General features: G+C 36.7%; 12 protein-coding genes and 1 pseudogene. 8 read left to right on the forward strand and 5 right to left on the reverse strand.

All coding sequences use genetic code 11. The features are described 5' to 3' along the window. Window positions 1–33 precede the first annotated feature (33 nt). From pdxA to AC6CHV_RS17225, 5 genes are all read right to left on the reverse strand, one after another. Window positions 34–1,038: a 4-hydroxythreonine-4-phosphate dehydrogenase PdxA gene (pdxA, locus tag AC6CHV_RS17205; protein WP_440274179.1), complete on the reverse strand. Its 1,005-nt coding sequence runs from the start codon at window positions 1,036–1,038 to the stop codon at window positions 34–36. Between the two features lie 70 nt (window positions 1,039–1,108). Further along, window positions 1,109–2,416, reverse strand: a complete 1,308-nt coding sequence (locus tag AC6CHV_RS17210; RefSeq protein WP_440274178.1) for a four-carbon acid sugar kinase family protein — start codon at window positions 2,414–2,416, stop codon at window positions 1,109–1,111. Window positions 2,417–2,682: 266 nt separating this feature from the next. Beyond that, a complete protein-coding gene (locus AC6CHV_RS17215; protein ID WP_498079305.1) occupies window positions 2,683–4,455 on the reverse strand; it encodes a PrpR N-terminal domain-containing protein in 1,773 nt (590 codons plus the stop codon). A 35-nt stretch (window positions 4,456–4,490) separates the two neighbouring features. Beyond that, window positions 4,491–5,300 carry an ATP-dependent sacrificial sulfur transferase LarE gene (larE, locus tag AC6CHV_RS17220; RefSeq protein ID WP_440274474.1) on the reverse strand — a complete coding sequence of 270 codons (810 nt, stop codon included), beginning with the start codon at window positions 5,298–5,300 and terminating at the stop codon, window positions 4,491–4,493. Window positions 5,301–6,016: 716 nt separating this feature from the next. Then, window positions 6,017–7,393 (reverse strand): GntP family permease, encoded by a 1,377-nt coding sequence (locus AC6CHV_RS17225; protein WP_440274475.1) that lies wholly within the window; start codon window positions 7,391–7,393, stop codon window positions 6,017–6,019. An 823-nt stretch (window positions 7,394–8,216) separates the two neighbouring features. Here AC6CHV_RS17225 and AC6CHV_RS17230 point away from each other — a divergent pair. The 8 genes and pseudogenes from AC6CHV_RS17230 to AC6CHV_RS17265 all read left to right on the forward strand — a co-directional run. Continuing rightward, on the forward strand, window positions 8,217–9,095 hold the full coding sequence (locus tag AC6CHV_RS17230; RefSeq protein ID WP_341333402.1) for a LysM peptidoglycan-binding domain-containing protein: 879 nt from the start codon (window positions 8,217–8,219) through the stop codon (window positions 9,093–9,095). A 533-nt stretch (window positions 9,096–9,628) separates the two neighbouring features. Beyond that, window positions 9,629–10,075 carry an AsnC family transcriptional regulator gene (locus AC6CHV_RS17235; protein WP_498079306.1) on the forward strand — a complete coding sequence of 149 codons (447 nt, stop codon included), beginning with the start codon at window positions 9,629–9,631 and terminating at the stop codon, window positions 10,073–10,075. 49 nt (window positions 10,076–10,124) lie between these two features. Beyond that, on the forward strand, window positions 10,125–10,973 hold the full coding sequence (locus AC6CHV_RS17240) for a M55 family metallopeptidase (RefSeq protein WP_440274477.1): 849 nt from the start codon (window positions 10,125–10,127) through the stop codon (window positions 10,971–10,973). A 153-nt stretch (window positions 10,974–11,126) separates the two neighbouring features. After that, the gene (locus tag AC6CHV_RS17245; protein WP_341333405.1) at window positions 11,127–12,053 is read left to right on the forward strand and encodes an ABC transporter permease; all 927 of its coding nucleotides are present in this window, start codon (window positions 11,127–11,129) and stop codon (window positions 12,051–12,053) included. Between the two features lies 1 nt (window position 12,054). Further along, window positions 12,055–12,999, forward strand: coding sequence for an ABC transporter permease (locus tag AC6CHV_RS17250; RefSeq protein ID WP_341333406.1), 945 nt, complete (start codon window positions 12,055–12,057; stop codon window positions 12,997–12,999). A gap of 12 nt (window positions 13,000–13,011) precedes the next feature. After that, window positions 13,012–14,028, forward strand: a complete 1,017-nt coding sequence (locus tag AC6CHV_RS17255; protein WP_498079307.1) for an oligopeptide/dipeptide ABC transporter ATP-binding protein — start codon at window positions 13,012–13,014, stop codon at window positions 14,026–14,028. Continuing rightward, window positions 14,028–14,978 (forward strand): oligopeptide/dipeptide ABC transporter ATP-binding protein, encoded by a 951-nt coding sequence (locus AC6CHV_RS17260; RefSeq protein ID WP_121448161.1) that lies wholly within the window; start codon window positions 14,028–14,030, stop codon window positions 14,976–14,978. The genes AC6CHV_RS17255 and AC6CHV_RS17260 overlap by 1 nt, the downstream gene beginning before the upstream one ends. A gap of 5 nt (window positions 14,979–14,983) precedes the next feature. Then, window positions 14,984–15,190 (forward strand): annotated as a pseudogene (locus AC6CHV_RS17265) (peptide ABC transporter substrate-binding protein); the annotation flags it as partial. Window positions 15,191–15,212: the final 22 nt, after the last annotated feature.

Below are 15,212 nucleotides of genomic sequence, written 5' to 3' on the forward strand. Positions count from 1 at the left end.
TCTGTATTTGACCTCTTGCTTGATATTCTCATATTACGCTTTTTTCTTTGGAGCTAATTCAACTGCCATACGTAGCGCTTCTTTTAATGATTGCTCGTCCGCAATATTTTTACCAGCAATATCAAAAGCAGTTCCATGGTCAACGCTTGTACGAATGGTTGGAAGACCTACTGTAATATTTACTCCAGCCTCTAGACCTAACACTTTAATTGGACCATGACCTTGATCGTGATATTGTGCAACAACAATATCAAAGTCTCCACGTCTTGCTCTAAAGAATAATGTATCCGCTGGAAGTGGACCTTGAACATTTATTCCTTCTGCTTGCGCTTTTTCAATAGCTGGAACAATCTTTTCTTCTTCCTCACCATGACCAAATAGTCCATTTTCACCTGCATGTGGGTTAATTCCACAAACAGCGATTCGAGGAGATTCAATTCCTGCCTTTTGTAATGTTTCATGTGCAAGTTTGATAACCGTATATTGACGTTCTGCATTTATCCTATGAATTGCATCAAGAAGTCCAATGTGTGTTGTTACATGAATGACTCTTAACGCTGGTGCAGAGAGCATCATAGCAAAATCCTTTGTATTTGTTAATTCTGCTAAAATCTCTGTATGGCCCGGGTAAATATGCCCTGCTTTATGAAGTGCTTCTTTATTTAAAGGTGCTGTACAAATCCCTTGAATTTTGCCTTCATTTGCGTATTGAATAGCTCTTTCTAAATAACGGAAAGCCGCATTTCCAGCTTCTGGCGAAACTTGTCCCCATGGTAGATCTTCAGAAACTAAATCAAGGTCGATAATATCGATCGTACCATATTGTGACTTTGCTTCTTCTGGATTGGTAATGCTATTTAATTCAAGATTGATATTTGTTACGTTTAAAGCTCTTTTTAAAATTTTCAAGTCACCTACAACAAATGGACTGCAGTTATCGTAAATATTTTTGTCATTCAAAGATTTTACGATAATTTCAGGTCCGACACCAGAAGGGTCTCCCATTGTAATCGCGATACTTGGTTTATAGCTAGTCATATATAATTCCTCCTGTAAATATCTCTTATTTGAACAAGCAAAATGTCAGTTATAATTTCTATATTAGTACTCATTGAGTACGTGTATTGAGTTCAGTAACCTTTTGAAGTGCCTTTGAAAGTGCTTGGTCGGTTCCAAACGCGCCTGCCTTGGTGACAAGTGGAATGCCATCATATAATCCTCCAAAGAGTTTCCCATACGGAATACCTGGCTCTACTTCGCCAATGACACGAATCCCTTCACCTTGTAACACTTTACAAGTAGCACCTGCAATATCTCCACCTGTTAAAACGGCACCACAAATTTTCTTACTTTCGATTAATTGACCAGCAATTTCTCCCATTGAATTGGCTATTGTGTTTCCAACATCGAAATTTGATAAACCAAGTTCACGTTGTAAGTTCTTTACTTTCCCTATCACTTCTTGGTCTCTATTCGTGGTTACTACTAAGTCGCCTTTATCTAGCAATGTTTTACTTGCTTTCACAATACGATCAATCTCAAGTTTTCTCCTATCCTCAAAAAAGAATTCTTCAGGAGAAATAACAATTTCTGCTACATTATTTTTTTCTTTAAGGACCTGAATTTGTTGATGAGTGATTGAATTTACACTGCCCGCAACCACTAATACAGGATCTCGATCACGCACTTTATTGGTATTAATAACCTCTTCCTGAATCTCTTCATTAAAGATGTGCGATGCGATTCCTGCGGAACCCACCCAGAGATATTTCTCTTGTAAGACTTGTGCTGATTTAACGATGATTTCTAACTCGTCATCAGTCGTCGCATCGACAATGATGATTTTCGACGTATCACTCAAGGAAAATTCCTTCATTATGTTAGATAAGTGGTCGATTCCTTTTCTAACATGAGAGATGGTAATTAACTCAACATCCCTCTTACTTTGTTTCTGTACCAATTTAGGCAGATAACTTTCATTTACCGGGCTGGCAGGGTCTTTTGCCATTTCAGCTTTCTCTAATAAAACTCCATTTACGAAATGTTCACCATTAATAGTAGTTCGATTACTTTTTGGAAAAGCTGGTATTACAAATGAAACCTTATAATTAAAAGCATCCATTACTGCATCAATTTCCGGACCAATGTTTCCCCTCATCGTTGAATCTATCTTCTTAAAAACATTAGAAACACCTAATTGCTTCAATTGTGCCGTTAGATCATAAACGATGTCATAGGACTTACCAGCCTCTATTGCTCGACTATCTGAATTTAAAACAATGACATCTTCAGTAAGATGTGACGGTTGTAATTGTGTATATGAAAATAGCACTGTTGTGTTTAAACCCTGTTTTGCGAATTGAACTCCAGTGTCGTTTGCACCCGTTAAATCATCTGCGATTACCGCTAGTTTCACCTACATCCCGCCCCCTTTACTACTTAGTTTGTATAATTTAGCTTTTTTTATTTGTTTCGAAACAAGTGTCACATTACATGTACAACTACTCTTTTTGTATTACTCAGCATCTTTTTCATGCGGTATTTTTAAACAAATACCTAAAAACGCTTACACTTATCATAAAACAATATGTTGCATTTAGCAATAGAATTCATGACATTTGTTCTTATTTTTATTATATGTTGCATTTTACATCAAATTGAAATAAAAGAAAGGCACAAGCTTTATTTTAGCTTGCGCCATAATGTGGAACGGTTAATCCCTAATCGCTTAGCTGCTTTCGATTGGTTCAACCCTTCTTCTTCTAGTACTTTTTTGATTACTTGTTTTTCTATATCTTCTAATGTACCAGTTATATCAATCTGTACGAATAGGTCATCTTTCTTCTCTTTTTGGTCTATTCGTTCCAAAAGTGCCTCAACTTCTTCTTTTTCAATATAGTAAGAGTGTGATTGTAGAAATAATTGTTCGATTACTTGTTTAAGTTGTTCGATATTTCCCGGCCAATCGTATTTTATAATCTCATCCATGGCTTCCTGACGAATCCCTATGACTCCATTTCCATACTTCGGATGTAATTCAGTAATAAATAGATGAACTAAATCCTCAATATCCTCCATACGTTCCCGGATTGGTGGTATATGGATTGTTAGTTGCGCCAAGGCATTATATAACTCTTGATGGAAAGAACCACTTTTCACCTTATCTCCTATATTTTCATCGGAGGACACAATCCATTTTAGTTTTTTACCATTACCATTAATATAAACTTGATAGAGTTCCTTTTGAACATATGGGTTTAATTTATGGATGTTTCTTAAAAAAACAACACCATCTGATAACGTAAGAAAAAAGCCTTCATTGATTTCTTTAAGTTGTTCCGAAGTTAATTTTTCGCAATTTAAAAGAATAAATGGTTCACTTTGTGACCTTCTATTTTGGTAAATCGATTGAGCTGCTACTGATTTCCCAGTCCCCTCTTCACCTAAAATCCAAACAGTATCATCCTTTTTACTGTATTGCTCAATTTTCTTCAAGACATTTTTAATCTGTTCGCTCTTTCCTGAAAAAGGAGAAAAGGTTGAATCTGGGGTATGAATTTCGATTGCATTTACGTTCATCCCTTCTCCTTGGTTAGCAGATTCATTAGGGAGATTATTTTCTATAAATAGAACAATATGATTTTCGTTGGGACAAGCTGTTAATTTCCAAAATGAATCATTTATGTGTATTGTTTTTGAAATCTTTTGACCTGTAATAACTATTTCTTGTATTAAATTTCTTATCGTATCTGAATTCTTTACCTTTACCCAATTAAAATCTTGATTGAACCGTTCATTGCTGTAAATGACCTCTTCATCTTCGTTAAGAACTCCAATTGCTTGCTCGCTACAACTTAGAATGGTTTTATAAAAAGAAACATCCTGTTGTAATTGAGAAAAGACACGGTAGGCTCTTCTTGTTTCTTCTAATGCGTCAATAATTGCCTCTTTACCTGATGTTATTAGAACCCCGGTTAAACCTAACTCTTTAGCAACTTGGACCGTAACCACATCACCTATGACCACTTCATAACCTTGTTTTTTTAGATTTGTTAACATTTCTTTTACTTCTATTTCTTTTGTAATCGTTAATGTTTTAATATCAAAATCCAGGAGTTTACATATTGTACCGGCGCCCTGTGTAATATTGGAGAAGCCTACAATCGCGGCTTTTCGCGAAAATCCTTTAACCATCGTTAAAATACGCAACACATCATAGCCAGAAACTTGAATATCAATCACCGGTATTGAGACAGACTCCTGAATTAAGGAAGCTGTCCCCCCACGACTTATAATGACATGGTAACCGTCTTTTTCAGCCTCTTTTGCAATGGCTACTCCTTCATGCAAGTTTCCTAGTTCAATCTGGAACTCAATATCATTAACATCTTGTGTGACTTCTTTCATTATTTCATATAATCCCTCGTAAGGGACAATTGCCAATGCCTTAATCATTTCTCCATCACCCTTGGCTTGATTTAACCATCCTATTATTTGTTACTTTTTGCTAACACCTTGTTCATACTTCCGCTTATGTACCCTTGTAAGTCAAGAGTGACATATTTATAACCGAATACCTGCAGGTTTTCGATAATTTCTTGATGATTGGCTAATATGCGTTCCATGTCTTGAGGCTCTACCTCAATTCTAGCAATATCCTCATGCGTCCGAACACGTACTTGTTTAATTCCGAGCCCTTTAATGTATTCCTCTGATCTTTCAACTTTTGTTAACTTTTCTTGCGTTATCTTTTCACCATAAGCAATCCTTGATGATAAACATGCAAACGAAGGCTTTTCCCAGGTTGGTAAATCTAATTGCTTTGAAAGTTCACGTATTTCTTCCTTAAAAAGATTCGCTTCTTGAAGTGGACCACGTACACCATGTTCTTTGGCCGCTCGTACACCAGGACGGTGTTCACTCATATCATCTGCAATTAAACCATAGACAACGTTCTTAAATCCTTTTTCACGCATGATTGGAACGATTTCCTCGAATAACCCATTTTTACAAAAGTAACAACGGTTCCTATCATTTTCCGCATAACCTGGAATGCTCAGTTCAGAAGTTTCAATCACTTGATGTGTCGCACCGATCTCTTTGGCAAGCTTCTTTGCTTCCTCTAATTCACTCGATGGATATGTTTCAGAATCGGCCGTAACCGCTAAAACCTTCTCTGCTCCCAAAACGTCAATGGCTACTTTTAGCAGAAATGTACTGTCTACTCCACCAGAAAAAGCAACCACTACATTTTCCATCTCTCTCAATATTTCCTTAAGTCGTTCATACTTTTCTCGCATTCTTTATTCCACCTATATCATAAATTTAGTAGTAAACAAGTGATACTTAATAGATTATAGTGTATTAAATCTAAATAACTTTGCATTTTGCAACACTTTTCATTATAAGCGATTTATAACCAAAGTAAAAGAATATACTAAAGCGATTTCATTTATGGCATAAATTGCATGGGCAATCCAATCTAATTCCTCGTTAGCTTTTATCGTAAGGCTGTTTTCGCAAACTTTGTTGTTTTTATATCGTTGACTTCCACTTCAGATGGACGCTTTCCCCGGGCGTGGTTTGAGCCTCCTCAACGAAATGTGGAGGCGGCTTGCACAGAAACGAGAAAATTTGCCGACTAAAGCGCCACGTCCTGTGGCGAAGTCGGCACTAGCACGTCGTGTGCGTCGGAGACCCCGACAAAGAGGCGTATTTTGCCTCTGAAGGAGGAGTTGAAATTTCTCGAGTTTCTATCCGCTGCAACTGGACAGGTCGCTGCCTCTCCTGCGGGGTCTCAAGTCTCACGCTTTTCCCGCTGGACATTGAATTTGCTTCTTTGAAATAACCCACGCACGAAGAAAATGTGAATACATTTTCGAGGAGTCGCCACCTTACGCTCCAATCAACTAGTTTTGCCTTTATTATCAGAAAGCAACAATCTTTTAGAAAAGAGCCTATCGTAAAGAAAAAGAGCTCAACACTGAGCTCTTTTAAGGTTCTTTACTTTATGAACTTAGATAAACATGTTAGCAATTAAGAGAAGAATGAATCCTGTGAACCACATAAGAGTCGTTGGTACTGACCAAACCAAGATTTGCTCTTTTACATTTTTAATACCTAGCATACGGTTTACTACCCAGAAGAAGCTATCATTAAAGTAAGAGAAAATAAGTGATCCTAATGCAGCAGCTTGAGCAGCAAGTGCCATGTTCACATCTAATTGAGCTAAAATTGGCGCTGAAATAGATGCTGCAGTTATCATCGCTACTGTTCCACTACCTTGAACTAAACGAACCATACTAGCTACAAAGAAAGGAATCAGAACTGCTGGTAGCGGTAGGTCTGCTATTTGTTGAGCAATGTAATCCCCTGTACCACTTGTACGCAATACGTTTCCTAGTGCACCACCTGCACCTGTTACTAGTAAGATAATACCAGCATCTTGAATACCTTTTTCCATTTCTTCAAGCGTTGTATTACGACTTAGTTTTCCTGCTAATGCATAAATTGCTGTGATTAAACCAAGTCCAACTGCTATGATTGGTTGACCTAAGAAATTAAAAATTCCATAAACACCTTCTGTTAATTCTAAAGCTGATAAAGTTGTATTGATAAAAATAAGGATAATCGGAATTAAAATTGGTAAAAACGATCTTGCAAATGAAGGAAGTTCTTTTGATCTTTCATTTACAATTTCCAATAACTCTGGGTAGGTCATTTCCGTTTCAGGTCTAACATATCCAGATTCTGATTCTTCACTTGGGAGTTGATAAATCTTCTTACCGAGCCATTTCGCATATAAAACCCCTACAATCATTAGAGGTATACCAAATCCAAGACCTAAAGCGATCATTAGACCAATGTCTACTCCGAAAATCCCTGCAACACCTAATGGACCTGGAGTTGGAGGTACAATGGAGTGTGTAAGCACAAGTCCAACCGCTAATGATACACCAATCGCTATAACTGATTTACCTGTTTTCTTTGAAAGTGTCTTTACTAATGGATTTAAAATAACGAAAGCTGAGTCAACAAAAATCGGAATGGAAATAATATAACCCGCTATTGCCATTGCCCACTCTTCTTTTTTCTTACCAACAAATTTAATTAATGAATAGGCTAATGTTTCGGCAGCACCTGTTATTTCAAGAATACGACCCATCATAACACCTAATCCAATTACAATACCTACTGAAGCTAATGTACTCCCGAATCCTGCTGAGATAGCTCCAGCAACATCACCAGGAACCATTCCTCCAACAAGTCCAGCGATTGAAGCTCCTATTATAAGCGCTAGAAATGCGTGAATTTTTGTTTTTAATACAAGTAAGATTAATACGATTACCCCGAGTATTAGCCCGGAAACCATTTGGATGCCTGACGGTTCCATTTTATTACTTCCCCCTTAATTTGAAGATGTGCTTTTTATTTGAATTGAAATAATGGATGGATGAGATACCAGCTTTCATTTTTTGTAAAGGTCTGTTAGAATATACCGATTATTACCGCTTACTAAATTTCTTATTTACAAGTATACGGTTACATTTATTTACATCGGTATAAATAAGACTATTACACTTGAGCTAATCAATAGATGATCTTGTAAATAAAACTTTCTATTTAAGGACAATGATTTCGATAATATTGTGTACAATTCCACTAGCATCTACTATCCATCCCCAAGAAAGAACTGCAAGTGCTTACATATGGACGATAAAAATAAGTGGCAGGAACCACTAGAATATTAGTCCTATATTTAGGTAAAATTGCAACACATTTTTTAAAGTTTTATCTAAAAGCTAAATTGGTCGCCCAAGAAATGTTGCGTATCGCATCATTACTTGTTCTTTAACAGATTCTATACTGTTCTAATAAACTTGTCAAGTAGACAATAACCGATAATTTGTTCATTTTTACAACAATATACTCATTCTGCTTACAAACATCTAGATATAGCAAACTAAGTGTTGCATCATTGTTAAACTTTGCTACACGCAATATGAACCGGTACTTATTTCCTATTCTGAAATAACAGAAGATGCTCTTACATATTTAAGAAAACCATATATTTCAACCATTAGTATGTAAGAAATATTCTTGCAATATAATTGCCACAGTTGAAACCAAATTATTACCTCCCTGTTCTTTTTCTACAGATTTTCTATGATACGATTATTGAAAATTAGCAACCAAAGAATATGGAGGGTAATTAAATGCTAAAAAAAATGGTAGCGATCTTAACAGGTACTGTACTCTCAGTAACAGTAAGTGCTAATGTACATGCTTCAATGATTACAGTACAAAAAGGAGATACCCTTTGGGATCTATCACGCGCACAAAATACATCCGTTAAAAATACTAAAATGTTGAATCATCTTTCAACTGACCTCATTCACCCTGGGGATGAACTATTTATTGCACCAGAAAAACAATATACGGTTAAGAAAGGCGACACATTATGGGACATCGCCATTCAACATCAGGTAAAGGTTTCACAATTAAAGGAATGGAACCAATTACATAGTGATCTTATCCATCCTGGATTAAATCTAGTAATCTTTGAAGGTGCAAAAACAGTTGCAGCAGCTGTTGGAGAAAAGCCAGTACAATCAGTTACAGGAACAACAAAAGAAACTACAAGCACAGTTACAACTGATAAAAAGACAATTAAGAGCACCCCTGTAGCGCCAGCGGCAACTACAGAAAAGCAAAAAGAAAGTGCACCTGTAGCACCCGCTACTGAAAAACCAAAAGAAAACTCAACTAAAGAACAACAAGCAGCATCAACAACGAATACAAGTCAGAAGGAAATAACTGTAACTGCTACAGCATACACCGCTACATGTGATGGATGTTCGGGTATTACATCTACTGGAATTAACTTAATGGAAAATCCAGATGCAAAGGTAATCTCTGTTGACCCATCTGTCATTCCACTTGGCAGCAAAGTTCATGTAGAAGGATATGGAGAAGCAATTGCAGGAGACACTGGTGGAGCCATTAAAGGAAATAAAATTGATATATTTATTCCATCCAAACAAGATGCCATTAATTACGGTGTTCAACAAGTAAAAGTAACAATTTTAGACTAAGAAGTTATCTAACGATAAAGACCCTACAAAACATTAGACTTAGTGTTTTGTAGGGTCCCTTTTATTTTTTTGGAAAACGGCTTACTGATATTATATAGAAGATAATCGTCATTCTATTATCCATTCATTTTTAGTACCCACGATACTTCCTCTTTGTTGAATCCCTTTTTAATTCTAAAGAAGCACCTAGTCTATTTACCGTTCAACTACTTATAAAGCACATAAAAGTTTCGACAATTTCCCCTCCTTTCCAAAAACTATTCTAATAAAAAGTACCTGTTCGAAAGTGAAGTATATAGTCCTTATCATTTCAAAACTCCGTAAACATGAGCATTACTAATACATAACGAAAAAATTTCTTTCTAATTAACAAAATTATAATTGATTTCTGAAAACTATTTCTATATAATTGCAACTAATTCCTTATTTAGATAATAAACTATATTTAAAGTATTTTAAATTGGTAGTGAAAATTAAATTATTATCCTTTTGTGATAGTCGTTTAGAAAAAAGTACTGAAAGGGGGAGATTAATTGCATTATGAATTAGATGAACTGGACAGTGGCATTATTCGACATTTATCAGTTGATGGGAGAATGTCGTTTAAAGACCTTGCCTGCAAATTAAATGTAACAGAAAAGACAGTAAGGCTTCGTTACAAAAGCTTAATCGAAAAAGAAATATTGAACGTAGTCGGTATTGTTGATCCACTTACTGTTGGAATTAAGGCTGGAGCCATTATTTTAATTAAGGTTCATCCTAAGTCTATTGAAACTGTTGTAAAGGACTTACAGGAAATTAAATGGATTCGCTATATTTCATTAATTTCAGGCAAATATCAACTTCTTATACAAATAGCGGTTAAAGATCAAAAGAAAATCACAGATACGATCATTCTTTTAAATGACAACGAAAAAATATTGGAAATTAATTCCATGGTACAGCTTGATGTATATAAAAATACATTTGAATTTATCTAATGACAAGATTTTTAACATCTTAATTCTAATGAAAAAGGGAGAGAGTTTGATGAAAATATTTATTTCTGCTGATATGGAGGGTATTTCTGGTGTTGCTACCAATCAACAATTAAAAACCCCGAGTGAGTATCAACGCTTTCGTAAACTAATGACAGCTGATGTAAATGCTGCAATCGAAGGGGCATTTAATGGTGGTGCTACAGAGGTAGTCGTAGCTGATGGGCACGGTAATATGTCCAATATTATTATAGAAGAATTAGATTCTAGAGCTCGACTAGTATCAGGTAGCAATAGAGTGATGTGCCAACTTGAAGGTCTTGATGAAACATTTAGCGGTATTATGTTTGTTGGTCATCACGGACGTGAAGCTGGGTCTGATGTAACAGTAATTAGTCATACATTGGCTGGTATTTGTGTAAAGGAAATGAAAATTAATGGCAAGGTTGTTGGGGAAACAGAAATGAATACAATGGTTGCAGGTTCTTTTGGTGTCCCTGCTATTTTCATTAGTGGAGACGATGCGTATGTAAAAGAAGTGAAAGAAACCTTGCCTAACGTAGAAGGGGCAGTAACCAAAAGGGCTGTTGATCGTTTTTCTGCAGAACTTCTACATCCTGAAGTAGCGCAAACTATCATTCGTGAGAAAGCAGAAAAAGCTGTTGAACGTATTGGAGAGTTTACACCTACTAAAGTGAATGGCCCCATTACATTTGAAATTGATTTTAAAGGCCCACAACAAGCTAAAATGACAACAACTCTTCCTACTGTTGAACTTATTAGTCCAACAAAGATTCGCTTCACTTGTGATGACATGGTGACAGCATACAAACATATGTGGGGTTGTGTCATTATTGCAATGGCAGCTACAAACGGTGTGCTAGGTAGTGTAAATTCATAACTTCTCAATCTATAAAAAAGTAAAAACTTAAACCCATTTTTTTGTGTTAAGCTCCTGCGCCTGTCCCTCCCTCTACAATCTTGTAAGAAATTTATAGGTTGTGAGGCAGAGGAATGTGCATAAGTTTTTCATATTCTGGAGGTGTTTTGTTACATGTATATAGTTAAACGATTCTTTACCATGTTACTTACGATTTGGATAATAGCTTCTCTAACTTTCATAATAATGAAATTTATCCCTGGTGATCCATTTGCGTCTGACTCTAATGCACTACCACCAGAAGTGTTAGAAAATATGCGAGCAAAGTTTAATTTAGATGAACCATTACCCGTTCAATATGCTCTCTATTTGAAAAATCTCGTAATGCTAGATTTAGGTCCTTCCATTCAATCGGAAACTCGTACAGTAAACCAGATTATTTCGGACGGATTCTCCGCATCTGCAATTCTCGGTCTTCAGTCCATTATTATTGCACTTGTAATTGGACTAATGTTAGGGATTGTTGCTGCCTTAAACCATAACCGATTCCTGGATTATACATCGATGATTATTGCCATAATCGGTATATCAGTACCTAGTTTCATATTAGCACCATTTTTAATTAAATATTTTGCAGTTGAATGGGGACTTCTCCCTGTTGCTTCTTGGGGTACATGGCAGCATACCATACTTCCTTCATTAGCATTAGCAACAACACCTTTAGCTGTTATCGCTAGATTTATGAGGTCTAGCATGCTTGAAGTCATGAACCAAAACTATATAAAAACTGCAAACGCTAAGGGGTTATCAACAACGAATTTAGTTTTAAAACATGGAATACGAAATGCAATATTACCTGTTGTATCTTTTATTGGTCCTTTATTTGTTTCATTAATCACAGGTACATTCGTAATTGAAAAAATATTTGCAATACCGGGAATTGGACGTTACTTCGTAGATAGTATTTTTAATCGTGATTATCCGGTAATCATGGGTACAACCGTATTCTTTAGTACGATTCTTGTTGTGACTCTTTTTGTGATTGATATTTCATATCGTCTCATCGATCCTAGAATTAAGTTATCAAGTAAGGGGGATTAACATGATAGAAAAAAGCGTAGATCATTCCCTATTTCGTCCGGCAGATCCCAAAAAACTCAAGGCTGATCCAATACAACGACCAAGTCTGAGTGTTTGGAAAGAAACAGTATTAAGTATTCTTAAAAATAAACTTGCTATATTTGGTCTTGCACTATTAGTTGTAATCATGTTTTTCGCTATCTTTGGACCGATGATGGCACCATACTCGGCGTCCGATCAAGACTTAACGAAAACAAACCTGGCTCCTTCAGGTGAACATTGGTTTGGAACAGATGATTTAGGTCGTGACATGTGGGTTAGAACATGGATGGGTGCTCGAATATCCCTAACCATTGGTCTTGTTGCAGCCGTAATTGATTTATTCTTAGGGGTTGTAATTGGGGGAATCTCTGGTTATATGGCAGGTCGCGGAAAGCTAGGAGATCGTATTGATAGTGGACTAATGAGAATAGTAGAAATTCTTTATGGAATCCCATACCTGTTAGTCGTTATTCTGTTGATGGTGATAATGGAACCCGGGGTAACCACCATAATAATTGCACTATGTGTAACGGGGTGGGTCGGGATGGCCAGAATTATACGTGGACAAGTTCTGCAATTAAAATCACAAGAATACGTATTGGCAGCACAAAAACTTGGTACTTCACATGCAAAAATAATTTCCCGACATTTAGTACCAAATATGATGGGGATTATCATCGTCAATTTAACATTTTCCATTCCAAGTGCAATCTTTGCTGAAGCATTTTTAAGTTTCCTAGGACTAGGAGTACAAGCTCCATTCGCAAGCTGGGGTACCATGGCAAATGATGCATTAGGGGTTATTTTAAGTGGACAGTGGTGGCGTTTATTTTTCCCTGCAGTGTTAATCTCATTAACAATGTTTGCTTTTAATGCATTTGGTGATGGATTACAAGATGCTCTTGATCCAAGATCTCGAGATTAGGAGGTTTTTAGATTGGCCCATTTATTAGAAGTTAAGAATTTAGAAGTTAATTTTAAAACGTATGGGGGAGAAGTCAAAGCAGTACGTGACGTATCCTTCCATGTAAATAAAGGTGAAATACTTGCAATAGTCGGTGAAAGTGGTAGTGGTAAAAGCGTTACGGTTCAATCTATTATGGGATTGATTCCAACTCCTCCAGGTATTATTAGAGGCGGTACCATTCACTTTCACGATAAAGATATTCTAAAGATGTCCAAAAAAGAAATGCGAAAAATTAAAGGTTCAAAAATAAGTATGGTTTTCCAAGATCCGATGACATCCTTAAATCCTACCATGCGCATTGGGAAGCAAATCGAAGAAGGGCTGATCCTTCACCAAGGATTATCTAAAGATGATGCAAAAAAACGAGCGATCGAAATGATTAAACTCGTAGGTATTCCAAACCCTGAAGAGCGATATAATCAATTTCCACATGAATTCAGTGGAGGTATGAGGCAAAGAGCGATGATTGCAATTGCCTTATCATGTAATCCGGAGTTGTTAATTGCAGATGAACCTACAACTGCACTTGATGTAACGATTCAGGCACAAGTCCTTGAACTAATGAAGGATTTACAAAACAAATTAGACACTTCTATTATTCTAATAACACACGACCTTGGTGTAGTTGCTGAAACTGCACAACGTGTAATTGTAATGTATGCAGGAATGATGGTCGAAAGCGGAACTGTCTTTGACCTATTTGAAAATCCAAAACACCCTTATACTTGGGGTTTACTTGAATCCATACCAAAAGTTGAGGATGGAGAGAAAAAACCATTGGTTCCAATTGAGGGATCACCACCAGATCTTTTTTCTCCTCCAAAAGGATGTCCATTTGCTCCCCGTTGTAAATTTGCAATGGACATTTGCTTAGAGGAAATTCCACCAGATTTTGAAATAGATCAGGGACATACAGCAAAATGCTGGTTGAACGACCCTAGGGCTCCAAAGGTAGAAGATTTAGTTGCAGCAGGGAGTGAAGAATAATGTCGGAACATATTCTTGAAGTTCAACAGCTTTCAAAGTATTTTCATATCAATAAAAATCAGACTGTGAAATCGGTAGACGATATATCTATCTCCATCAAAAAAGGAGAAACATTTGGCCTTGTAGGCGAAAGTGGTAGTGGAAAGTCTACCTTAGGAAAAACAATCGTAGGGTTACAGGCACCTACATCCGGAAATATCATCTACAATGGCAAAGATGTAGAAAAATTAGACAAGTCTACAAAAAAAGTAATTAACCGTGAACTGCAAATCATTTTCCAAGACCCACATGCATCTCTTAACCCTAGGATGCAAGTTGGGGACATCATCGCAGAAGGTATGGATGCTTATAAGCTGGCAAAAGGACAAGAACGTCAAAATCGCATCTATGAATTACTTGAAAGAGTAGGACTAAGACCAGAACACGCAAAACGCTACCCACATGAATTTAGTGGTGGTCAGCGACAACGTATAGGCATTGCTAGAGCACTTGCCGTTAAACCGAAGTTTATCGTTGCCGATGAACCTATTTCTGCCTTAGATGTGTCCATCCAAGCACAGGTTATTAATTTGCTAGATGATTTAAAGAAAGAGGAAGAATTAACGTATTTGTTTATCGCCCATGACCTAGGCATGGTAAAACATATAAGTGATCGAATCGGCGTAATGTACTTAGGTAAAATGATGGAAATGAGTGAAAGTGACGAACTTTTTAAAAATCCATTACATCCTTACACACAGGCACTGTTATCAGCTATTCCTAACCCAAATCCACGAGCGGATAAAAGAGAGCGTATTGTTCTTCAAGGTGATCCACCAAGTCCGGTAAACCCGCCAAGTGGGTGTCGTTTTAGAACAAGATGCCCACATGCAATGGACATTTGCTCTCAAAAAGCGCCAGAGTGGAAAGAGATTCAAAAAGATCATTGGACAGCTTGTCACTTGTATTAACTAATCAATTATCCAACCAGGAGTGGGGAACTTATTTAGATACAACCCAACCTAAAAAAAATGATCAAATGGCTCGCATGGGCTGGATTGGTATCTTTGTTAATCCAGTTGTAATGCTTGACTACTATTTGGGTGATAGCCCGAATAACCAAACAGGATGGGGAATTGAAGATTTTGATAGTCTCTTGATGCAAGCAAAAGTAGAACAAGATCTAGCCACGATGCTAAAAAAGT

The sequence above is a fragment of the Ferdinandcohnia sp. GQ5 genome (assembly GCF_059759275.1).

Excerpts from the sequence above, each read along its gene's own strand:
- AC6CHV_RS17260 (WP_121448161.1), top strand. The coding sequence starts at position 14,028 with ATGTCGGAACATATTCTTGAAGTTCAACAGCTTTCAAAGTATTTTCAT.
- AC6CHV_RS17250 (WP_341333406.1), top strand. The coding sequence starts at position 12,055 with ATGATAGAAAAAAGCGTAGATCATTCCCTATTTCGTCCGGCAGATCCC.
- AC6CHV_RS17215 (WP_498079305.1), bottom strand. The coding sequence starts at position 4,455 with ATGATTAAGGCATTGGCAATTGTCCCTTACGAGGGATTATATGAAATA.
- AC6CHV_RS17230 (WP_341333402.1), top strand. The coding sequence starts at position 8,217 with ATGCTAAAAAAAATGGTAGCGATCTTAACAGGTACTGTACTCTCAGTA.
- larE (WP_440274474.1), bottom strand. The coding sequence starts at position 5,300 with ATGCGAGAAAAGTATGAACGACTTAAGGAAATATTGAGAGAGATGGAA.
- AC6CHV_RS17245 (WP_341333405.1), top strand. The coding sequence starts at position 11,127 with ATGTATATAGTTAAACGATTCTTTACCATGTTACTTACGATTTGGATA.
- pdxA (WP_440274179.1), bottom strand. The coding sequence starts at position 1,038 with ATGACTAGCTATAAACCAAGTATCGCGATTACAATGGGAGACCCTTCT.
- AC6CHV_RS17240 (WP_440274477.1), top strand. The coding sequence starts at position 10,125 with ATGAAAATATTTATTTCTGCTGATATGGAGGGTATTTCTGGTGTTGCT.
- AC6CHV_RS17225 (WP_440274475.1), bottom strand. The coding sequence starts at position 7,393 with ATGGAACCGTCAGGCATCCAAATGGTTTCCGGGCTAATACTCGGGGTA.